The sequence below is a fragment of the Pseudomonas guariconensis genome (assembly GCF_015680235.1).
Lineage (GTDB): Bacteria > Pseudomonadota > Gammaproteobacteria > Pseudomonadales > Pseudomonadaceae > Aquipseudomonas > Aquipseudomonas guariconensis_A.
The window spans coordinates 47571-69540 of the sequence record NZ_JADLJL010000023.1 but is presented as its reverse complement, the minus strand read 5'-3'; the positions used below and the strand labels follow the sequence as shown (position 1 = coordinate 69540).

14 protein-coding genes are annotated in these 21970 nt (G+C 65.6%); 4 read left to right on the top strand and 10 right to left on the bottom strand.

The features are described 5' to 3' along the window. Positions 1-137 precede the first annotated feature (137 nt). Positions 138-2348 (top strand): 1,4-alpha-glucan branching protein GlgB, encoded by a 2211-nt coding sequence (glgB, locus tag IRZ56_RS16235; protein ID WP_196145863.1) that lies wholly within the window; start codon positions 138-140, stop codon positions 2346-2348. 210 nt (positions 2349-2558) lie between these two features. On the opposite strand, the gene IRZ56_RS16230 is transcribed toward glgB, so the two are convergent. The 9 genes from IRZ56_RS16230 to IRZ56_RS16190 form a co-directional block, all read right to left on the bottom strand. Beyond that, positions 2559-3635: an autotransporter outer membrane beta-barrel domain-containing protein gene (locus tag IRZ56_RS16230; RefSeq protein ID WP_196145862.1), complete on the bottom strand. Its 1077-nt coding sequence runs from the start codon at positions 3633-3635 to the stop codon at positions 2559-2561. Between the two features lie 326 nt (positions 3636-3961). Beyond that, complete coding sequence (locus IRZ56_RS16225) at positions 3962-4756, bottom strand: endonuclease/exonuclease/phosphatase family protein (RefSeq protein WP_196145861.1); 795 nt, start codon at positions 4754-4756, stop codon at positions 3962-3964. A gap of 126 nt (positions 4757-4882) precedes the next feature. Beyond that, complete coding sequence (gene glgX / locus IRZ56_RS16220; RefSeq protein WP_196145860.1) at positions 4883-7036, bottom strand: glycogen debranching protein GlgX; 2154 nt, start codon at positions 7034-7036, stop codon at positions 4883-4885. A 135-nt stretch (positions 7037-7171) separates the two neighbouring features. Further along, positions 7172-7432, bottom strand: a complete 261-nt coding sequence (locus IRZ56_RS16215; RefSeq protein ID WP_196145859.1) for a DUF2934 domain-containing protein — start codon at positions 7430-7432, stop codon at positions 7172-7174. A gap of 14 nt (positions 7433-7446) precedes the next feature. After that, entirely contained in the window at positions 7447-10221 is a 2775-nt protein-coding gene (locus IRZ56_RS16210; protein ID WP_196145858.1) for a malto-oligosyltrehalose synthase, read from the bottom strand. Next, the gene (malQ, locus tag IRZ56_RS16205) at positions 10218-12287 is read right to left on the bottom strand and encodes a 4-alpha-glucanotransferase (protein WP_196145857.1); all 2070 of its coding nucleotides are present in this window, start codon (positions 12285-12287) and stop codon (positions 10218-10220) included. Before malQ ends, IRZ56_RS16210 begins: the two co-directional genes overlap by 4 nt. Then, a complete protein-coding gene (gene treZ / locus IRZ56_RS16200; protein WP_196145856.1) occupies positions 12284-14059 on the bottom strand; it encodes a malto-oligosyltrehalose trehalohydrolase in 1776 nt (591 codons plus the stop codon). Before treZ ends, malQ begins: the two co-directional genes overlap by 4 nt. Positions 14060-14074: 15 nt before the next feature. Next, a complete protein-coding gene (gene glgA, locus IRZ56_RS16195; RefSeq protein WP_196145855.1) occupies positions 14075-15634 on the bottom strand; it encodes a glycogen synthase GlgA in 1560 nt (519 codons plus the stop codon). A 475-nt stretch (positions 15635-16109) separates the two neighbouring features. Continuing rightward, on the bottom strand, positions 16110-16277 hold the full coding sequence (locus tag IRZ56_RS16190; RefSeq protein WP_196145854.1) for a DUF6026 family protein: 168 nt from the start codon (positions 16275-16277) through the stop codon (positions 16110-16112). Positions 16278-16539: 262 nt separating this feature from the next. On the opposite strand from IRZ56_RS16190, the gene gnd reads away from it, so the two are divergent. The 3 genes from gnd (at position 16540) to IRZ56_RS16175 (ending at position 20981) form a co-directional block, all read left to right on the top strand. Then, positions 16540-17544 carry a phosphogluconate dehydrogenase (NAD(+)-dependent, decarboxylating) gene (gnd, locus tag IRZ56_RS16185; protein WP_328311725.1) on the top strand — a complete coding sequence of 335 codons (1005 nt, stop codon included), beginning with the start codon at positions 16540-16542 and terminating at the stop codon, positions 17542-17544. Next, positions 17541-19043, top strand: coding sequence for a glucose-6-phosphate dehydrogenase (gene zwf, locus IRZ56_RS16180; RefSeq protein ID WP_196145852.1), 1503 nt, complete (start codon positions 17541-17543; stop codon positions 19041-19043). The genes gnd and zwf overlap by 4 nt, the downstream gene beginning before the upstream one ends. 141 nt (positions 19044-19184) lie before the next feature. Then, on the top strand, positions 19185-20981 hold the full coding sequence (locus IRZ56_RS16175) for a glycoside hydrolase family 15 protein (RefSeq protein WP_196145851.1): 1797 nt from the start codon (positions 19185-19187) through the stop codon (positions 20979-20981). A 64-nt stretch (positions 20982-21045) separates the two neighbouring features. Here IRZ56_RS16175 and IRZ56_RS16170 read toward each other — a convergent pair whose 3' ends face one another. Next, positions 21046-21948 carry a LysR family transcriptional regulator gene (locus IRZ56_RS16170; RefSeq protein WP_196145850.1) on the bottom strand — a complete coding sequence of 301 codons (903 nt, stop codon included), beginning with the start codon at positions 21946-21948 and terminating at the stop codon, positions 21046-21048. Positions 21949-21970 lie beyond the last annotated feature (22 nt).

The window sequence follows — 21970 nt, the reverse complement described above, 5'->3', positions numbered from 1 at the left end:
TGCGGCCCAATCGCGGGACAAGCCCGCTCCCACACAGGCGGGTTTGCGCGATCCGCTGTAGGAGCGGGCTTGTCCCGCGATTGGGACGCGAAGCGGCCCTTAAAAAAACGATCCAAAACATCTGGAAGAGCAGAAAGATGAATGCAATCACGCGTGAAAACGGCGGCCTTCGGCAACGGGACCTGGATGCCCTGGCCCGCGCCGAGCACGCCGACCCGTTCGCAGTACTGGGCCCGCACGGCGATGGTGCAGGTGGCGTGTTCGTTCGCGCCTTCCTGCCCAATGCCCTCAACGCTCGAGTGCTGGCGCGCCACGATGGGCGCGTGCTGGCCGAGATGGAGCAGGGCAGCCTACCGGGGCTGTTCACCGCACATCTGGATGAAGCCCACCCGTACCTGTTGCAGATCGGCTGGGCCGGCGGCGAGCAGGTCACCGAGGACCCCTACAGCTTCGGCCCGCAACTGGGCGAGATGGACCTTTACCTGTTCGCCGAAGGCAACCACCGCGACCTCTCCGGGCGCTTCGGCGCCCAGCCGATGCATGCCGATGGCATCGATGGGGTGTGCTTCTCGGTGTGGGCGCCGAACGCCCGGCGGGTGTCGGTGGTGGGCGATTTCAACAATTGGGACGGCCGTCGCCACCCCATGCGCCTGCGCCACGATGCCGGTGTCTGGGAGCTGTTCGTGCCGCGCCTGGGCGTCGGCGAGGCCTACAAGTTCGAAGTGCTCGGTCGCGATGGCGTGTTGCCGCTCAAGGCCGACCCCCTGGCCCGTGCCACCGAGCTGCCGCCCAGCACCGCCTCCAAGGTGGCCGCGGCGCTCAGCCACACCTGGCAGGACCACGACTGGATGCAGCAGCGTGCAGAGCGCCACGCCTACCGGGCACCGCTGTCGATCTATGAGCTGCACGCTGGCTCCTGGCGCTGTGAGCTGGACGACGGCGGTGAGATAGCGCGCTTCTACAACTGGCGCGAACTGGCCGAGCGCCTGGTGCCCTATGTGCAGGACCTGGGGTTCACCCATATCGAGCTGCTGCCGATCATGGAGCACCCATTCGGCGGCTCCTGGGGCTACCAGCCGCTATCGCTGTTCGCGCCCACGTCCCGCTACGGCACTGCCGAGGACTTCGCTGCCTTTGTCGATGCCTGCCACCAGGGCGGTATCGGTGTGATTCTCGACTGGGTACCGGCGCATTTCCCAACCGACGAACATGGTCTGGCCCGCTTCGACGGCACGGCGCTGTACGAGTACGACAACCCCTTGGAGGGCTTCCACCAGGACTGGAATACGTTGATCTACAACCTCGGGCGCAATGAAGTGCGCGGCTTCATGCTGGCCTCGGCCCTGCACTGGCTCAAGCATTTCCACATCGACGGCCTGCGGGTCGATGCCGTGGCCTCGATGCTCTACCGCGACTATTCACGCAAGGCCGGCGAATGGGTGCCCAACCGCCACGGCGGGCGCGAAAACCTGGAAGCCATCGACTTCATCCGCCACCTCAACACCGTGGCGGCCCACGAGGCGCCGGGAGCGCTGATCATCGCCGAAGAATCCACCGCTTGGCCGGGTGTGAGTCAGCCGGTTCAGCAAGGCGGGCTGGGCTTTGCCTACAAGTGGAACATGGGCTGGATGCACGACACCCTGCACTACATCCAGAACGACCCGGTGCACCGCGCCTACCATCACAACGAGATGAGCTTCGGGCTGATCTATGCCTATTCCGAACACTTCATCCTGCCCATCTCCCACGACGAGGTGGTGCACGGCAAGCATTCGCTGATCGACAAGATGCCCGGCGATCGCTGGCAGAAGTTCGCCAACCTGCGCGCCTACCTGGCGTTCATGTGGGCGCACCCGGGCAAGAAGCTGCTCTTCATGGGCTGCGAGTTCGGCCAGTGGCGCGAGTGGAACCACGACCACCAGCTGGACTGGTACCTGCTGCAATACCCTGAACACCAAGGGGTGCAGCGCCTGGTCGCCGACCTCAATCGCTTGTACCGCGAGCTGCCCGCCCTGCATGAGCAGGACTGCCAGCCCCAGGGCTTCCAGTGGCTGATCGGCGACGATGCGCACAACAGCGTATATGCCTGGCTGCGCTGGAGCAGCGCCGGCGAGCCGCTGCTGGTGGTGGCCAACTTCACCCCGGTGCCGCGTGAGGGCTATCGGATCGGCGTGCCGTTCGGCGAACGCTGGCAGGAGCTGCTCAACAGCGATGCCGAGCTGTATGCCGGTACCAATGTCGGCAACCTGGGCGCGGTGGCCAGCGAGCAGATACCCAGCCATGGGCAGCCGCTTTCGCTGGCGCTGAACCTGCCGCCGTTGGGCGTGCTGGTGATGAAGCCGGCCTGACCCGATGTCACCGTCGCCTGGCAAGGGCTTCGCCCTTGATCGCGGGACAAGCCCGCTCCCACCACCCCTTCAAGTATCACCATACAAGCTGGCTTGCCAGCGATAGGGCCGGGGCAAGCAACTCAAGACAGTTGGCTCCCACAGAGGAGGCACAGCGATAGCACCGCCAAAATGTGGGAGCCGGCTTGCCGGCGATTGGGCCGTAATGATCTACCAACGCATCCTCACCCCCAGGCTGCCGATCAGGCCATTGAGGTCATTGCCATCCACATCGCTGCTGTAGTCGGCACTGACGAACAGCGCCACCTTCGGCGTCACCCGTGCCACCAGCCCCAAGCCCAGGTCCACGGTGGTCGAGTAGCGGGAGCTGGAGATCTTGTCCACCTGGTCCAGCTTCACCGTGTCGGCGTTGCTGAAGTCATACCAGACATTGGTCCGCACATAGGGTTCGATTGGCATCCCGCGTACTTCGTAGCGGCCCGACAGTTTGGCGCCGACCCGGCCACTCCAGCTCGGCTGGCTGTCGAAGGCCTGCAAGGTCTCTTCCTGCGCCCGGTTGCTGGGGAAGAACTGCTGGTTGATCAACTGCGCCTGGGGTTCGATCACCCAGCCGCCGCCCAGGCCGATGGGGTAGCCGCCCTCGACCGAGAACGTCACCGCGTGGCCGCTGTCGTCCAGACGCTGGCCGTTCTCGCCGCGGCCGTTGACGTCGATACGTGTGCCCATGGCCACGGCATCGACATGCCAGCCTTGCTCATGGGTCATGCTCCAATACACACCCAGGCTCTCGCCGCTGAGGTTGACGGCGTTCTTCTGCTTGTCGCCGAGCAACCGGCGCATGCCGTTGAAGCTGGTCTGCAGGTTATTGTGGCCGACGAAGAACCCCGCGCGGTGCACATGGCCTTCGCCGGTCTCACGCACGAACAGCTCCGGGCCGATCATTAGTTGCTGGCTGGGCGCCTCCAGTTGTGCCGGCACCTGGGCGCCGGGGCGGGCAGAGCCTGGGAAGAACTGCGCCCATTGGCTTGCAGTGAGGTCGGGCGCCGGTTGCCGGTGGCGTTCGCCCATGCGCTCGGAAAACGCGGTCAGCGTGCCCAGGCCCAGGCCGCTGACGGTCACTGGATCCAGGGACAGCTGGGGTACCGCCGGCGGTTGCAGAAAACTGCTGAAGGCCATGTCTTCCTGCAGTTCGAGCGCGAAGGTTTCCACCGGGGTTGCCAGGAGCAGCGACGTGGAAACCGCGCAGAAAATCGCGTCGAAGCGCAAAGGGTTCGAGGTTCTTTTCATGGCGGATCTCCTTTTGTTGTTGTGTGGGTTGTGTTGGGCTGCCCTAGCGTCCGGCCCGGATCACACGCTGTCTCACAAAACAGAAGGCGACCGGGGCCGTCGCGCCGGCTTTCGAGCACGCGCTGTAAGGCGCGCGCCAGAGGCCCGGCACGAATTTTTACGTTGTTATAAGGTTCAGCTAAGGAGAGGTCGCAGCTTGCGTCAAGAAATGGTGAAAACCCTGTGATGTCAGGATTACAGGTTCTAATGCATTGATTTGGCTTGAAATGATCGAAGGGTATATCAAGCTTGGTTCTTTCGCCGTCGCTCGCTATGCCGAATGATTGCTAGAGCCGCACCTCGACAGCCAGCGGTAGATGGTCCGACAGGTGCGTCCATGGTTTGTGTCCCAGAATCCTGGGCGCATGGCTTTCGGCATTGCGCAGGTAGATACGGTCCAGGCGCAGCAAGGGCAGGCGCGCCGGGTAGGTGCGGGCGAGCAGGCCGTGGTGGCGCTCGAAGGCTTCGTGCAGGTCGCGGTGGCGGCCCAGGGTGCGGTTGCCGCGCAACTGCCAGTCGTTGAAGTCGCCGGCGATGATCACCGGTTCATCGGCCGGCAGGCTGTCGAGCAGCCGGCGCAGCAAGTGCAGCTGTTTCTGCCGGTGGCTTTCGAGCAGCGACAGGTGCACGCAGATGGCATGCACCGGGCGCTGGCCCGGCACATCCAGGATGCAGTGCAACAGGCCACGGCGCTCGGGGCCGGTGATCGAGACGTCGAGGTTGCGGTGTTCGAGGATCGGGTACTTCGACAGCAGGGCGTTGCCATGGTGGCCGTCGGGGTACACCGCGTTGCGGCCGTAGGCGAAGTCACTCCACATGCTGTCGGCGAGAAATTCGTACTGCGAGGTCTGCGGCCAGCCGGGGTAGCGGGCGGCGTGGCGGTCGTGGCTGCCGAGCACCTCCTGGAGGAAGACGATATCGGCCTGGGTGCTGCGCACCGCCTCGCGCAGCTCCGGCAGGATGAAGCGCCGGTTGAAGGCGGTGAAGCCTTTGTGGGTGTTCACGGTCAGTACCCGCACCCGATGTACGGTGGGGGCCTGGCTGACACTGGCGAAACCTGGACTGCCGGCTTCGGGGTTCACGGTGTCTCCTGGAAACATGCCTACCTTCAGATCACCACCGAACCCTGTAGGAGCGGGCGTGTCCCGCTTCCACAGGGTTTTGTGACGGCCGTTCTAGAGTCTAGGACCAAACCGGGTCAGTGGGGTTCACTCTTCGTCGCGTTGCAGCGCCATCAGCAACACCGAGCGCCCCTTGACCTCGAACAGCGTGTCGAACGTCAGGTGTTGCGGCTTGCGCATCTGCGGCCGGTCGGTATCGACCAGGCAGCTCCAGTAGTCGCCTTCAGGCACCGACGGCAGCTGGAACGGCACGGTGTCATGGTAGGCGTTGACGATCAGCAGCAAGGTCGCCTCGGTCCCAGGCCTGGCGATGCCGCTGACCTGGGCGCGGCCATCCATGAGCATGCCCAGGCAGCGGCCGTGAGGGTCTTCCCATTGCTCCACGCTCATTTCGTTGCCGTCCGGGGCCAGCCAGGTGACGTCCTTGACCCCGATCGCCTCGTTGTAGTCGCCGACCAGAAAACGTGAACGGCGCAGCACCGGGTAGGCCAGGCGCAGGCGGGTCAGGCGCTTGACGAAGGCCAGCAGCTCGGCGCCGTCCTGGTCCAGGTCCCAGTTGATCCAGCCGATCTCGCTGTCCTGGCAGTAGGCGTTGTTGTTGCCATGCTGGGTGCGGCTGAATTCGTCGCCGGCGACGATCATCGGCGTGCCCTGGGCCAGCAGCAGGGTGGCGAAAAAGTTGCGCATCTGGCGCATGCGCAGGGCGTTGATGCCGGGGTCGTCGGTGGGCCCTTCGACACCGCAGTTCCACGACAGGTTGTTGTCGGTGCCGTCCTGGTTGTTCTCGTCGTTGTCTTCGTTGTGCTTGTCGTTGTACGAGACCAGATCGCGCAGGGTGAAACCGTCATGGGCGGTGACGAAGTTGACCGAGGCGTAGGGCCGCCGGCCGCGGTTGTTGAACAGGTCGCCCGAGGCGGTCATACGTGCGGCGAAATCGGCCAGCTGGCCCTCGTCGCCTTTCCAGAAGGCCCGCACGGTGTCGCGGAAACGGTCGTTCCATTCGGCCCAGCCAGGGGCGAAGTTACCCACTTGGTAGCCGCCGGGGCCGCAGTCCCAGGGCTCGGCGATCAGCTTGACCTGGCGCAGCAGTGGGTCCTGGCGGCAGGCCACGAGGAAGCTGTGGCGCTCGCTGTAGCCCTCGTGATAGCGACCGAGGATGGTCGCCAGGTCGAAGCGAAAGCCGTCGACGTGCATCTCCCCGGCCCAGTAGCGCAGTGAGTCGGTGACCAGCTGCAGCACGCACGGGTGGCTCAAGTCCAGGGTGTTGCCGGTGCCGGAGTCGTTGATGTAGTAGCGCTTGTCATCGGGCATCAGTCGGTAGTAGGAGGCGTTGTCGATGCCTCGCATCGACAGGGTCGGGCCCAGCTCGTTGCCTTCGGCGGTGTGGTTGTAGACCACGTCCAGGATCAGCTCAAGGCCTGCATCGTGCAGGTGCGCGACCATCTCCTTGAACTCGGCGATCTTGCCGCTGGCCAGGTACTTGGGGTGCGGTGCGAAGAAGGCGATGCTGTTGTAGCCCCAATAGTTGTTCAGGCCCTTTTGCAGCAGGTGCTGGTCGTTGACGAAGGCGTGTATCGGTAACAGCTCGATGGACGATACCCCCAGGTCCTTGATGTGCTTGAGCAATTCATCGTTGGCCAGGCCCGCGAAGGTCCCTCGGTGTTCTTCGGGCACGGCCGGGTGGCGCATGCTGATGCCCCGGGTGTGGGCCTCGTAGAGGATGGTGCGCTCCCACGGGATCTGCACGCGCTGGTCGCGGCCCCAAGTGAAGGCCGGGTCGATGACCTTGCACTTGGGCACGAAGGGCGCGCTGTCGCGCTCGTCGAACGAAAGATCGCCATCGGGGTGGCCGATGGTGTAGCCGAACAGCGCCTCGGACCACTTCAAGCTGCCCACCAGTTGCTTGGCATAGGGGTCGATCAACAGCTTGTTGGGGTTGAAGCGGTGGCCATTTTCCGGCTCGTAGGGGCCGTGTACCCGGTAGCCGTAGACCAGCCCGGGGTGCGCGTCGGGCAGGTAGCCGTGGTAGATCTCGTCGGTGTATTCGGGCAGCTCGATGCGTTCGAGTTCGTGTTCGCCGCTGGAGTCGAACAGGCACAGCTCGACCTTGGTGGCGTTGGCCGAGAACAGGGCGAAGTTGACCCCGAGGCCGTCCCAGTTCGCGCCCAAGGGGAAGGGCAGGCCTTCGCGGATGCGCGAGGGGGCGACGGAGCGGGTTTTCTTTGCAGTGCGGGGGCTCATGACGGTCCTCTTCAAGCCGGGTGGACGGGCATCCTTCTTGATCTGGCCCGATCGCTGACAAGCCGGCTCCCACAGGGTCCGGTAGACATGGGCTTGCCCGCGATAAGGCCGGTACAGCGTGCTGAAATACCGAGGTCAACCCGCAGCCGGTTTCTTCACTGCCCGAGGTTTCTTCGCCGCAGCCGGCTTTTGCACCGGCGCCGTGCTCTTGGTCAACACGTCCTTGGGTTTGGCCGCGGCCTTCTTGCGCGGTGCGGCCTTGGGTGCCAGGGCCTCGGCCTCGGCGAGCTTGCGCGCCATCTCCCAGTGGCGTTCTTCCTGGCCTTCGGGCTTTCCTTCCGATTCCCAGATTTGATAGGCGAATTCGCGGATACGTTTTTCATCGACGCTCATCATGACGCTCCTGGTGTTCAAGATTGTTGTATCAACAGGTTGACCGGAAACTCTGCCAGCACGGTGCTCAAACTCAGCTCCCTTGAAGGGCTGACAGCGGTGCTGGAAAAAAGTCCCGAACAAGTGGCAGGTGACAAGGCAAACGGCAGGATCACCCGTGTGTCGTCCCAGTTCTGCGCCGGGATCAGGGGGAGGGAGGCGCCGCCCAGCAGCGCGCTGGGCAGGCGCGGCACCACCACGATGGCCTGGGCGTCCTCGCCCAGGCGGGCGAAGGCCAGGACCTTGTCGGCGTGCCGGCCCTGCACGGCCAGTGGCAGGTAGGCGCCGCGCTGGAACAGGTCGGGGTGGGCGTGGCGGCAGTCCAGCACGCGCGCGATCAGCGCCTGCTTGATACGCCCGTCGCGCCAGTGCATCAGCAATTCGGCCAACGGCAGGCTGTCGTCCAGGCTGGCCCGCCGCGCGGCGTAGTCCACCGGGCGGCGGTTGTCCGGGTCGACCAGGCTCAGGTCCCAGAACTCGTTACCCTGATACAGGTCCGGCACACCCGGGGTGGTCATGCGCAGCAGGCACTGGACCAAGCCATTGAGCGCGCCCGGGCAGGCGATGCGCTGCGCGGCCTCGTGCAGGGCGTGGCGCAACTGTTGGTTTTCAGGCGCCAGCAATAAGCCGTCGACATAGGTGGCACAGGCCTGTTCGTAGGCCTCGTTCGGGGCGCTCCAGCTGCTGCGCAGCTTGGCTTCGCGCAGGGCCTTCTGCTGCCATTGGCGCAGGCGCTCGGCGTATCGTGCCAGGGCCGTGGCGTCATGTAGGTCGAGGTCCAGGGGCCAGCTGCCGAGCAGCGTCTGGAACAGCAGCAGTTCGTCCGCCGGGCTCGGCGCCGGGCCGTCGCCCAGGGCCTGGCGCAGCGGTGCGGCCAGCTCGCGCCAATGCTCGACCCGGCTGGCCAGCCAGGGCCCCAGTTCGCTGAGCACCGCCAACCGTGCGCGGCAGTCCTCGCCGCGCTTGTGGTCGTGGGTGGCGGTGGCCAGCAGGTTGTCCGGGAAGTCCCGCAGGCGCCGTTGCGCTTCGTTGTGGAAGGCCTGTGGCGGTGCGCTGAAACGCTCGGCCTCGAAGCCCACGTCGTTGCGCGACAATAGCCGGCCGGAGCGGTAGAAGGCGGTGTCTTCCACGGCCTTGGCGGCACTGGGTGCGGTCAGTTGCTGGAAGCGCACGCAGGCATGGCGCAGGTGCTTGCGCGGCCGGCCTGGCGGCAGTTGGCGCCAGGGTTGGCCGCCGAGCCAGCGTTCTAAGTGCTCGAGCAGCGGCCAGTCTGCCTCGGCCAGGCTTTGCCGGGCACCGGCCAAGGCCTGCTGGAAGAAGATTTCGTCTTCGTCGGGGCGACCGCAGGCATTGATGTAGGTGCGGTACACCGGGTAGTGCTCGACCACGGCCTGCAAGGCCCGGCGGATGGCGCCCAGGGTCAGGTCGCGGGTCATCAGGTCGTCGCGCGCCACCTGCAGCAAGGCCTGGGCCACCGACTCGCAGTCGCCGGCCAGGCTGGCGTTGAGCACCAGGTGCCGAGCCTGGCGGACTTCCTCGGCAAAGTCCGGGCGCTCGCTCACCGTGCTCCACAGTTCGGTCAAGGGGGCTTCACCAGCCGGGTCGTGCTGCAGCAGCGAGACCTGGTTCATGAATTCGTAACCGGTGGTGCCGTCGGTGCGCCAGTCGCGGTGCAGGTGTTCACCGGCGCCGAGAATCTTCTCCACATAGATCGGGAAGTGCTCGACGTCCGCCTGCAAGGGCCGGCGTGCCAGCAGGCCGTCGACCCGGCGGCGCAGCTTGCGGCAATACTGGCGGGGGTCGGCCAGGCCGTCGATGTGGTCGATGCGCAGGCCGTCCACCAGGCCACGCTCGATCAGCTCGAACAGCTTGGCGTGGGTGGCTTCGAACACCACCGCCCGTTCCACTCGCAGGCCGCCGAGCTCGTTGATGTCGAAGAAGCGCCGCCAGTTGATGTCGTCTGCCGCAGTGCGCCAGCTGGCCAGCCGGTAGGTCTGGCGCTCCAGTAACAGGTGCAGGCGCTTGAAGCCTGCCTCGGTGCGGCTGTCGAAGGCGGCCAGGGCGCTGTCCAGGTTATCGCCCTGGCGTACCCGTCGCGCCAGTTCCGCTTGCAGGGGCAGGGCATCGGCTAACGGATCGGCGGCTTCGTGCAGCGCCGTGAAATGCTGCGCCAAGGCTTGTACCTGTGGGTGCTCGCTTTGGGCGAGAATGCGCCCATAGTCCAGCGGGCAGATGGGGAAGCGGTGCTCGTAATGCGCCACCTGCAACAGGCCCTGCTCGGGGTCGAAGGTCAGGGGCAGCTGGCCGTTCTGCAGGGCCACGCCATAGTCGCTGCCCAAAAATGGCAGCAGCAGTTGGCCGGCCAGCAACGGGTCGCTGGAGTGCCATTGGATATCGAAGAACTCCGCATAGGGGCTGCGCCGGCCCCAGGCCAGCAGGCTCTGCCACCAAGGGTTGTCGGCACCGCCCACGGCCATGTGGTTGGACACCGTGTCGAGGATCAGGCCCATGCCATGCTGGCGCAGGGCGGCAACCAGGCGCTGCAGGGCTGGCTCGCCGCCAAGCTCGGGGTTGACCTGGGTCGGGTCGACCACGTCGTAGCCGTGGCGCGAGCCGGCTCGGGCCTTGAGGATCGGCGAGGCGTACACGTGGCTGATGCCCAGGCGGGCGAAGTAGGGCACCAGCGGCACAGCGTCGTCGAGGGTGAAGTCACTGTGCAGTTGCAGGCGCACCGTGGCGGTCAAGGGCTTCATCGGTCACGCTCCCAGGCTTGTTCGCGGGCCTGGGCCAACAGCTCCAGGCGACGTGCGGCATCTTCGTCGTCCAGCAGCTCACGCACCGGGCGGGCGAAGCGGCGGCGCCAGTTGGGGTGGCCATCGGTGGTGCCGGGCAGGTTGGGCTGTTCGTCGCAACCGAGCAAATCCTCCAGCGGCACCAGCACCAGCGGGGCACGGGTATGGCCGACATAGCGGATGGCGGCGTCGATCAGGGCGTCGTCGTCGGCCAGGGCGCCATAGTTCTGCTCCAAAGTGCGGCGCAGGCCATCGCGCTCCAGCTGGCGGGTGTGCCGCCAGCGTAGCTCGGCGGCGGCATCGACCAGTTGCAGGCGATGGCTCCAGTCGATGTCGCGCGCCTGCAGCCAGCCGGCCAGCGGTGCCAAGTCATGGGTGCCCGTGATAGCCAGGGCATTGTCCGGCCAGTCGAGGATGGGCTTGAAGTGCCCGGGCGGCTCTTGCTCGAACGGCAGCACGCGCATGCCCAGCACCGCCTTGGCCGCCAGGGTCTCGCGCAGGCCCTCCGGTACGGTGCCCAAGTCTTCGCCGAGGATCACCGCCTGGTGGCGCACCGACTCCAGGGCCAGCAAACGCAGCAGGTCGTCCAGCGGGTAGTTCAGGTAGGCCCCTTCGCTGGGTCGGGAGCCGCGCGGGATCAGCCACAACCGGCGCAGCCCCATGACATGGTCTATGCGCAGGCCGCCGGCATGGGCCAGGTTGGCCCGCAACATCTCGATGAAGGCGCGATAGCCGTTGCGCTTGAGGCCCTCCGGGGAGAATGCGCAGATGCCCCAGTCCTGGCCCAGGCGGTTGAGGATATCCGGTGGGGCGCCAACCTTGAGGTCGGCCAGCAATTCGTCCTGGCGGCTCCAGGCCTGGCTGCCGGCACCGTCAGCCCCCACGGCCAGGTCGGCGATCAGGCCCACGGCCATGCCATTGCCGCGGGCGGCTTCCTGGGCCCGTTGCAAGCCGCGTTCGGTGAGCCATTGGCAAAAAGCGTGGAACTGCACCTGTTCGCGATGGCTGTTGGCAAACGCCTCCACTTCGGGGTGGTAGGGGTCGTGCCAGGCGGCCGGCCAGTTGCGCCAGTCGGCGCCCAGGCCGCGCGCAGCCGCCTCGGCCTGCAGCACTTGGAAACGGCAATGGTGCGCCAGGGCCTGGCCGCCGGCTTCGCGGAAGCTGTCGAAATCGCTGTGCAATGGGTGGCTGCCCTGGCTGAAGTCCTTGTACAAGGCCTGCAGCAGACGGTGCCGGGCATCGGCAGCGCGGGGCCAGTCCACCAATGGGCCTTGTTCCAGCTCATCCAGGGTGTGTTGCAGGCCACAGGCCTCGATGGCCATGCGCACCTCGCGTTCCCCGAGCAGCGCCGCTGGGCTGGCGTAAAGCTCGTTGAGCAGCAGACGGCTGGAAGGGGAGTAGGGGCTGTAATGGCGCTGGTCCACCGTCGACAGGGCGTGTATCGGGCTGATGGCCAAGGCGTCGGCGCCGCGTTCGGCGGCCGCGCGGGCCAGTTGTTCCAGGGCCATGCAGTCGCCATAGCCGCCGTCGCCTGGGCGGCGCAGGCTGTATAGCTGCACCGACAGGCCCCAGCAGCGTGGGGGCGGCTGGTCGATGGCGTCTTCCAGGGCATGGCAGCGCGGTGGTGCCACGGCAAGGGTGAAGCGGCGGTCACCGAGGGCGAGCTGGTGATAGCCGATGGGGAGCTCGCCCGGCAGGCGGGCCTGGCTGTCCAGGACGAGCGTTCGTGTGTCGCCGTCTTCTAGGGTGCAGTGCACCGTGCTGCCTGGGCTGAAATAGCGTGCCAGGTCCAGGGGCTGGTCGAGGTCGGCGGTGAGCAGCGGTGGCAGGTGATCGCGGTCTTCGGCCTGGTCCAGCGCCAGCAGGCTGGCGGCGATGGCGGCCTCGTCGTTGGCCGGGTGGCCAAGGCCGGCGAGCACCTTGCGCAGCACCTCGTCGCTGACCTGCTGCGGGCGGGCGTTGGCGTCGATCCAGTCGCGGGCCAGCCCCACCCGGGCGGCCAGTCGATGCAGGGGTATATCGCTCATGGCGTCTCCTGGCCGGGGGGCAGCAGGCTGACCACGCAGCTGTGCGCGGGCAGGGTGGTGTCCAGGTGTGCGGTGTCGCTGCTGTCGAACAGCCAGCGTTCGACCGGCGGCAGAGCGACTGCTTGCGACTGGGCGGCGAGGTTCAGGTCGATACGCAGCTCGCTGCCATCGCCCAGGCGCCAGCGCGCGGTCAGCGCATGTTCGCCCAGCACCTTGGCATCCAGAGCGCGGCTGCCGGGCAGGTGCGGGGTGATATGCCGGTGGCGCAGGGCCAACAGGCGCTGGTACAGGCCGTGCCAGCCGGCCAGCACGTCCTGTGCGGTGGGCCGCGAGGCGTCGAAGGTGGACTTGGCGTTGGGGTCGGGAATGCGCAAGCGCGCTTGCGGGTCGGCGAAGGCGGCGAAATGGGCGAACTCGGCGCGGCGGCCTTCGCGCACGGCATCGGCCAGTTCGTCATGGTGGTCGGTGAAGAACAGGAACGGGCAGCGGCTGCCTTCTTCATCACCCATGAACAGCAGTGGGACCATCGGTGCCAGCAGCAACAGGCCGGTGGCCGCACGCAGCGCCTGGGGCGGGCAGAGGCGGGTAAGGCGTTCGCCCAGGGCACGGTTGCCGACCTGGTCGTGGTTCTGCAGGAACAGCACGAAGGCGCTGGGCGGCAAGTGCCCGCTGGGCTCGCCCCGGGGCGTGCCATGGCGATTGGGCTGGCCCTGGAACACGAAGCCCTCGCTCAGGGCGCGAGCGAGCTGTTCGATGGGGCGATCCTTGTAGTCGGCATAGTAGCCTTCGGTTTCGCCGGTCAGCAGGACGTGCAGGGCGTTGTGGCCGTCGTCGTTCCACTGGGCGTCGAAACCGTGCTTCAGGAGCGAGGCCTGGTTGTGCTCATTCTCCAGCACCAGCCAGATACGGCGGTGGGGTGGTCCGACTTGTCCCGCGATTGCGCTGTCGGATCCTGCTTCTGCTCGGACACGCGCGGCCAGTTCCACCAGGAAATCGGGCTGGTCGATAGCATGCACCGCGTCCAGCCGCAGGCCATCGAAGCGGTAGTCGCACAGCCACATCAATGCATTCTGAATGAAGTATTCGCGCACCTGGGGCCTGCGGAAATCGATGGCTGCACCCCAGGGTGTGTGGCGGTCCTCGCGGAAGAATCCGCTGGCGTATTCATGCAGGTAATTGCCGTCGGGCCCGAAGTGGTTGTAGACCACATCGAGGATCACCATCAGGCCAAGGCCGTGGGCCTGGTCGATCAACGCGCACAGTTCGGTCGGGCTGCCATAGGTGTGCTGCGGGGCGAACGGCAGCACGCCGTCGTAGCCCCAGTTGCGCTCACCCGGGAACTGCCCCACGGGCATCAGCTCGATGGCCGTGAAGCCCAGTTCGGCCAGGCGCGGCAATTGCTGGGCGACGCCGGCATAGCCGCCGAGCAGGCCGACATGCAGTTCCTGGATCACCGCTTCGTGCCAGGGGCGCCCTTGCCATGGGTGTTGCCAGGGGTAGCCGGCCACATCCACCACTTGGCTGGGTCCATGGATCCCTTCAGGTTGGTAGCGCGACGCCGGGTCGGCTACCTCCAGTCGGTCGTCGATTCGATAGCGATAGCGGCTGCCCGCCTGGCAGGGAGCCAGGCCGGTGAACCAGCCATCCCCTTCCGGCAGCAGTTCTATCGCCGGTTGTCGTTCCAGCTGCAAGCTCACGCTGCGCGCATCCGGCGCCCAGAGGGCGAAGCGCGCCGACGTGGCGTCCAGCAAGTGTGCGCCATGCCTGTGCATCTTCGGTGCCCCCGCTCAGTAGTGGCCGACGTGGGCCTGGCAGACCAGCTCCTCGTACAGCCGGGCATAGGGTTCCACTGCCTGGCACCAGTTGAACGGCTGGGTCATGGCCAGGCAGCGCATGGCGTTGAGCAGGTCCTTCTTGCCATAGACATAGAAGGCCCGGGCCAGTGCCTCGCGGTAGCTGTCCACCGTGGGCTCGTCGAACAAGAAGCCCGTGACGCCATTCTCGATGGTGTCTGCCAGGCCGCCGGTGTTGCGCGCCACCGGCAGCGAGCCGAAGCGCTGCGCGTACATCTGGCTCAGGCCGCACGGCTCGTAGCGCGACGGCATGAGCAGGAAGTCGCTGCCGGCGAACATGCGCCGGGCGTCGGTTTCGTTGAAACCGATGCGCACGCCCACGCGGCCCGGGTAGCGTAGGGCCAACTCGCGCATGGCCTGTTCTTCCTCCGGCTCGCCACGGCCGATGATAGCGATCTGGCCTCCTTGGCTGACGATGTAATCGGCAACGCCGAGTGTCAGGTCCAAGCCTTTCTGGTAGACCAGGCGCGAGACCACGGCGAACAGCGGCCCTTCGGATGCCTCAAGTTGGAACAGCTCGCGCACTTGTTGTGCATTGCGCGCCTTGCCGTCCCAGTCGTTGAGGCTGAAATTGTGTTCCAGGTACTTGTCGGTGGCCGAATCCCAGCTTTCATCGATGCCATTGGGAATGCCGCCGAGCAGGCCTTGCTGGGCCTTGCTGGCGAGGAAACCGTCCAGCCCGCAGCCGAACGCCGGGGTGGTGATCTCCCGGGCGTAGGTGGCGCTCACCGTGGTGATGTGGCTGGAGTAGGCAAGGCCCGCCTTGAGGAACGACAACTTGCCGTAGAACTCCATGCCCTCCTGTTGCAAGGCATGGTCGGGGATGGCCAGCTCAGGGCAGCAGCCGCGGCTGAACACGCCCTGGTAGGCCAGGTTGTGAATGGTGAACAGGGTCGGGGTGTTCAGGCCACGCCAGTGCATGTAGGCCGGTGCCAGGCCGGCCGGCCAGTCGTGGGCGTGCACCAGGTCGGGGCGCCAGTGGATCATGCTTTCGCCGGCGGCGATCTCCGCAGCAGCCAGGCCCAGGCGGGCGAAGCGGATGTGGTTGTCGGGCCAGTCGCGGCCATTGTTGGCGCCATAGGGCGTGCCGTCGCGCTGGTACAGTTCGGGGCACAGCAATACATAGATGACCAGGCCGTCGGGCAGGTCCATGCGCCCGATCTTGCACGGCGGCAGTGCCGCATGGCCGCCGAGTTCGCCGACGATATGGATGGGGTTGTCGCTTTCCACCACTTGGCGGTAGCCGGGGATCAGCAAACGTACGTCATGCAGATGGGAGAGGGCCCGTGGCAGGGCCGATGACACATCGCCAAGCCCACCGGTCTTGACCAGGTCGGCGATTTCCGACGTCACGAACAGGATCTTGCGCTTGTGGAGATTATGACGCCGCTGGGCGCCGGGTGCCTTGGCTGTCGTGGCGAAGTCCGGCAGGAGCGGTTCGCGGTTGTCCGGGTTGAATGTGTCTACGTGAGGCTCGACAGCGGCACTGATCATACTTCTCTCCGTCCCTTGTGTCGGGTGGCTGGCACCCTTTGCGTTATGTCGTGTTGGTTCTCTCTGGTCGTACGTCTTCGTAGTGCGTTCCTTGCCCCTGAGTCGTGCGCGCAAGCACACCGTGCAATCGGCATTCCAGCCGAAGGCAGTCGGACTGTTTGGGGTGGGTGGGCCGAGGCTGGGGTCGTCCCGTTGCTCTGGCCTACTTAATTCCTGACCTGCCGCTTTGTTGGAAAGTTTCGATTTTTTTCCGTCGGGTTACCCAGACGGTTTGGCAGGAGGAATCCCGAGTGTAGGAGAGGTTGCGTTACAAATGTGACCCGCTGGTCATTTATAGGGTGACCGTAGGTCTGCGCAAACGTTGGCGGGTTGTTACCGGATATGAATAGCTTGAGAGGGGGCGGCGCTGGATCTTAAGAAGGGAAAAACATGCAAGGTGGGAGCCGACAAGCTCCCACGCGAGGGAGGGGATGAATCAGAGACTGACGGCCTTGTCTTCGCAGCGGGCCTGTTCCAGCAGCAGGTTCAATTGGGCGACCTGCTGGCGCAGTTGGTCGCGTTCATCCTTCAGACGGCGCAGTTCGTCACGGCGCACGGTGACATAGAGGGTCTGGGTTGGAGTAGCAGGCATCAATGTACCCATGTAAACACCTCGCAATTCTGGACGTTTTTTTGGGAGCGGGCGAGCCCGCGAATGTGCCGGTACTGGCGACAAACCGTTCTAGGTTGAACACGACTCCCTATCGACGAGCGTTCCTTACAAGGGTAGACGCTCGTGCGGCGGGCATTCTGAATTCTTTTCCTGGCCTTGGGAACTTTTTTGTTTATCGTTGTCGCCCCGTTCGTCGGTGAACCCTCGGGCGGAGCGCTGGACTAATCTGAACACCTGAACCGCGTTGTCATCTATTTACCAAGGGGAGCTTCGGCACATGCAACTGGGAATCGTCGGGCTGGGCCGCATGGGCGGCAATATCGCGAGAAGGCTGATGCTCGCAGGGCACCGCACCGTGGTGCATGACCGTAACCGTGATGCGGTCGTGGCATTGGAGGGCGAGGGCGCCCAAGGGGCCCACGACCTGGGTGCACTGGTGCAGAAACTCAAGGCCCCGCGCGCTGTGTGGGTGATGCTGCCAGCCGGCGAGCCCACCGAGCAGACCATCGCCCAGCTGGCCGAACTGTTGGAGCCGGGCGATGCGATCATCGACGGTGGCAACACCTTCTACAAGGACGACATGCGCCGCGCCACCGAGCTGGCCACGCGTGGCCTGCATTACCTCGACGTCGGCACCTCCGGCGGCGTGTGGGGCCTGGAGCGGGGCTACTGCATGATGATCGGCGGCGAGAAGGCGGTATTCGAGCGCCTGGAGCCGCTGTTCAAGGCGCTGGCCCCGGGCGTGGGCGACATCCCTCGGACCCAGGGCCGCGAAGGCGAGCATGGCCGCGCCGAGCATGGCTACATTCACGCCGGCCCCGCCGGTGCCGGGCATTACGTGAAGATGGTGCACAACGGCATCGAATACGGCCTGATGCAGGCCTACGCCGAAGGCTTCGACCTGCTGCGCAGCAAAGGCGGCCCGGAACTGCCCGAAGACCAGCGTTTCGACCTGGACGTGGCCGAAATCGCCGAAGTGTGGCGCCGTGGCAGCGTGGTCACCTCCTGGCTGCTGGACCTCACCGCCGATGCCCTGGTGGCCGACCCGCAGTTGGCCCGCTTCAGTGGCTCGGTATCTGACAGCGGGGAAGGCCGCTGGACCATCGATGCCGCCGTCGAACAGGCCGTGCCGGTGCCGGTGCTGTCCAGCGCGCTGTTCGCCCGCTTCCGTTCCCGCCAGCAGCAGGGGACCTACGGTGACAAGATTCTCTCGGCCATGCGCCTGGGCTTTGGCGGCCACGTCGAGAAAGGCAAATGAAGCCACAGAAGATTCCTGCCGCGCCGCCGTGCACGTTGTTCCTGTTCGGTGCCAACGGCGACCTGGTCAAGCGCCTGCTGATGCCGGCGCTGTACAACCTCAGCCGCGATGGCCTGCTGGACCGCAACCTGCGCATCGTCGGCGTGGACCACAACCCGGCCACTGCGCAGGCGTTCGCCGATCGCTTGCATGAATTCATGGCCGAGCGCGACAAGGGCGAAGGCGCCAATAAATGCCTGGACGACAAGCTCTGGGCGCGCCTGGCCAAGCGTCTGGACTACCAGACCGGCGACTTCCTCGACCCCGCCACCTACGCAGCCATCGCCCGGCGCATCGACAAGACCGCCCACGGCAATGCCATCTTCTATCTGGCCACCTCGCCGCGCTTCTTCCCTGAAGTCGCGCAGCGCCTGGGCGATGCCGGCCTGCTGGACGAGTCGGGCGGCGGTTTTCGCCGGGTCGTGGTGGAAAAGCCCTTCGGCACCGACCTGGCCAGCGCCGAGGCCCTCAATGCCTGCCTGCTGGGTGTGATGACCGAGCGCCAGATCTACCGGATCGATCATTACCTGGGCAAGGAGACGGTGCAGAACATCTTGGTCAGCCGCTTCTCCAACGGCCTGTTCGAGTCGTTCTGGAACAACCATTACATCGATCATGTCCAAATCACCGCCGCCGAGACTGTCGGTGTCGAGACCCGCGGCGCCTTCTACGACAACACCGGCGCCCTGCGCGACATGGTGCCCAACCACCTGTTCCAGCTGCTGGCCATGGTCGCCATGGAGCCCCCGGCCGCGTTCGCCGCTGATGCCGTGCGCAGCGAGAAGGCCAAGGTGATCGGCGCCATACGCCCCTGGTCGCAGAAGATGGCCCTGAAAAACTCCGTGCGCGGCCAGTACGTGGCCGGCAAGCAAGGCCGCAAGCGTCTGGCGGGCTACCGGCAGGAGCCCAACGTGGCCCCTGACAGCCACACCGAAACCTACGTGGCCTTGAAGGTGATGATCGACAACTGGCGCTGGGCCGGCGTGCCGTTCTACCTGCGCACCGGCAAGCGCATGAGCGTGCGCGACACCGAAATCGCCATCTGCTTCAAGCCCGCGCCTTATGCCCAGTTCCGCGAGTCCGAACTGGAGCGGCCCAAGCCCAACTACCTGAAGATCCAGATCCAGCCCAACGAGGGCATGTGGTTCGACCTGCAGGCCAAACGCCCTGGGCCGGAGTTGGTCATGGAGAACGTCGAGCTGGGCTTCGCCTACAAGGACTTCTTCCAGATGACCCCGGCGACGGGGTACGAGACGCTGATCTACGACTGCCTCACGGGCGACCAGACCCTGTTCCAGCGTGCCGACAACATCGAAAACGGCTGGCGTGCGGTGCAGCCATTCTTGGATGCCTGGGCCGGTGGCGGAGAAGTCCATGAATACGCCGCCGGCGAGGACGGCCCTGAGGCGGGTAATGAGCTGCTTACGCGTGACAAGCGGGAGTGGCATACCTTGGGCTGATGCGTCGTCCGTACCGGCCCAATCGCGGGGCAAGCCCGCTCCCACAGGTTTCGGCGTCGGCACGGGCCCTGTGGCAGCGGGTTTGCCCCGCGATCAGGGTGCGTGGCGCCCCCAAATGCGCAGTCCAACAAAGGAGCCCCCATGCCTGCCCCGATCGAAGACTACGCCCTGTTGGGCAACTGCCGCAGCGCCGCTCTGGTCAGCCGCGACGGCTCCCTGGACTGGCTGTGCCTGCCACGCTTCGACGCCCCGGCGGTCTTCGCTGCGCTGCTGGGCAATGAGGAAAACGGCCGCTGGCGCCTAGCCCCCTGCGATTGGGTGGAAACCACCCACCGGCGCTACCTCGACGACACCCTGATCCTCGAAACCACCTATACCACCGCCAGCGGTCGCGCCCGTGTCCTGGACTTCATGCCGCTGGGCGAGCACAACGCCGTGGTCCGCATCGTCGAAGGCCTGGCCGGTGAAACCGGCTTCGAGATGGACCTGGTACTGCGCTTCGACTATGGCCGCAGCGTCCCTTGGGTGGAAAAGATCGACCCTCTTACCTTGAGCGCCGTCGCCGGCCCCGACCGGCTCATCCTGCGCAGCACCGAGCCCGTCCATTCCCACGATCACCACAGCGTTTGCCGTTTCCGTGTCCATGCCGGCCAACGCCAGGTGTTCAGCCTGCGCCATCAACTTTCGCACTTGCCCCCGCAGCCTGACTTCGATGCCGACCAGGCCCTGGAAAACAGCCATACCCAATGGCAAGCCTTCGCCGCTCGCTGTCCCGACGTCGGCCCCTGGACGCCCCTGGTCCGCCGCTCCCTGCTGACCCTCAAGGCCCTGACCTACGCCCCCACCGGCGGCATGGTCGCCGCCGCCACCACCTCCTTGCCCGAGCGCGTCGGCGGCGAGCGCAACTGGGACTACCGTTACTGCTGGCTGCGCGATGCCACCATGACCCTGTTGGCGCTGATGAACCTCGGCTACTTCGACGAAGCCCAGGCCTGGCGCGAATGGCTGCTGCGCTCGGTGGCCGGCAACCCGGAACAGATGCAGATCATGTACGGCCTGGCCGGTGAGCGCGACCTGCCGGAGTTCACCCTGCCGTGGCTCAGTGGTTACGAACAGTCCCGACCCGTTCGCATCGGCAACGCCGCGGCCCAGCAACTGCAACTGGACATCTATGGCGAGCTTGCCGACGCCATGACCCAGGCCATCCGCGGCGGCCTGCCTCGACACCCACGCAGCTCGGCCATTGCCCGCCTGATCCTGCCGTACCTGGAGCGCATCTGGCGCGAGCCCGACGAAGGTCTCTGGGAAGTACGCGGGGGGCGGCAGCATTTCGTGCATTCCAAGGTCATGGCCTGGGTCGCTTTCGACCGCGCCGCAAGCCTTGCCGAAACCACCGAGGAAGACCGCGAGCGCGGGCGGCACTACCGGCAGGTGGCCGACCAGATTCACCGCGAAGTCTGCCAGCAAGGGCTCGACCCAAAACGCCAATGCTTCGTGCAGGCCTACGGCTCGACGGAGGTCGACGCCAGCTTGCTGCAGATCGCCTTGACCGGCTTCCTGCCGGCGGAAGATCCACGGTTCCTGTGCACGCTGGCGGAAATCGAAAAGCGCCTGCTGCGCAACGGCTTGCTGCTGCGCTATGACAGCGACCGCTGCAGCGACGGGCTGACGCCGGGGGAGGGCGTGTTCCTGGTGTGCTCGTTCTGGCTGGCGGATGTGTACGTGTTGCTCGGCCGCCAGGAACAGGCGCGGGCTCTGTATGAGCGATTGGCGGGGCTGTGCAACGACGTCGGCCTGCTGGCGGAGCAGTACGACCCGGTGGGCAAGCGTATGTTGGGCAATTTCCCCCAGGCGTTCAGCCATATCGGGATCATCAATACCGCGCTGAACCTGCACCGGGCACAGTGTCCAGTGCGGGATCGGGCGAGCTGTAGTTGAAACTTGCCGGTTGTCGTGGGAACGGGGTTACTCGCGCTGCCTCTGCATCAGCGCTGTGGGAGGATCAGCCGCTGCCGAGCAATGACTTGATGAACTGGGCAAATACCTTGATTCGGGTAGAGTCCCGATTGATCGGCAGATACACCAGGTTGATCGATGCATCTGCCGACGTCGGGTTCACCTCGAATCGAGGCAGCAACCGGACCAGGCGCCCATCCTGTACGTCTTCGGCAACCAGCCAGTCGGCCAACAGCGCGATACCATGGCCGTCCACCGCTGCCTGGCGCAGGACGTCGGAATTATTGCTCTGCATCCGCCCTTGCACCGCGACAGGCAGCGTTTCGTCGTCGATCTGGAAATGCCAGGCCCGCATGGGCCCGCCGTAGTCGAACCGCAGGCATGCGTGGCGGGTCAACTCGTTCGGGTGGGCAGGTAATCCGTGCTGTTCCAGGTAGCCAGGGCTCGCCACCAGCCACCGCTGGAAATGGCCAATGGTGGTGCAGACGACGTCCTCGCTGGAAATGCTCGACCCGAGGCGCACGCTCAGGTCGATGCGGTCTTTGAAGAGATCGACCCGCTCATCGCTCAGACTCAGGGTCACCTCCAACTGCGGATGGCATGCGAGCAGTTGGGCCAGGTGAGGCGAAATCAAGCGGCGGCCGAACTCAACGGGCACGCTGACCCTGAGCTTGCCTTTAGCTTGTGGCCCACGGTCGGTCACCATGCTGTCTGCAGCGGCCAGCGCGTCGAGGATGGCAACGGCGTTGTCAAAATAGGCCTGGCCTAGGTCGGTCGGGCTGTTTCGCCGCGTGCTGCGGGTCAGCAGGGTGGCGCCCAGCGCCGATTCCAAGGCTGCAACCTGCCGGGTGACCGACGAGGTCGCGACGCCAAGCTTTCGCGCTGCGGCAGCGTAGCTACCGCAGCGCACCGTTTCGACGAACATGCTCAGCGCGAGAAATTTATCCATAGGTGCAACTCTGTCGAAGGGG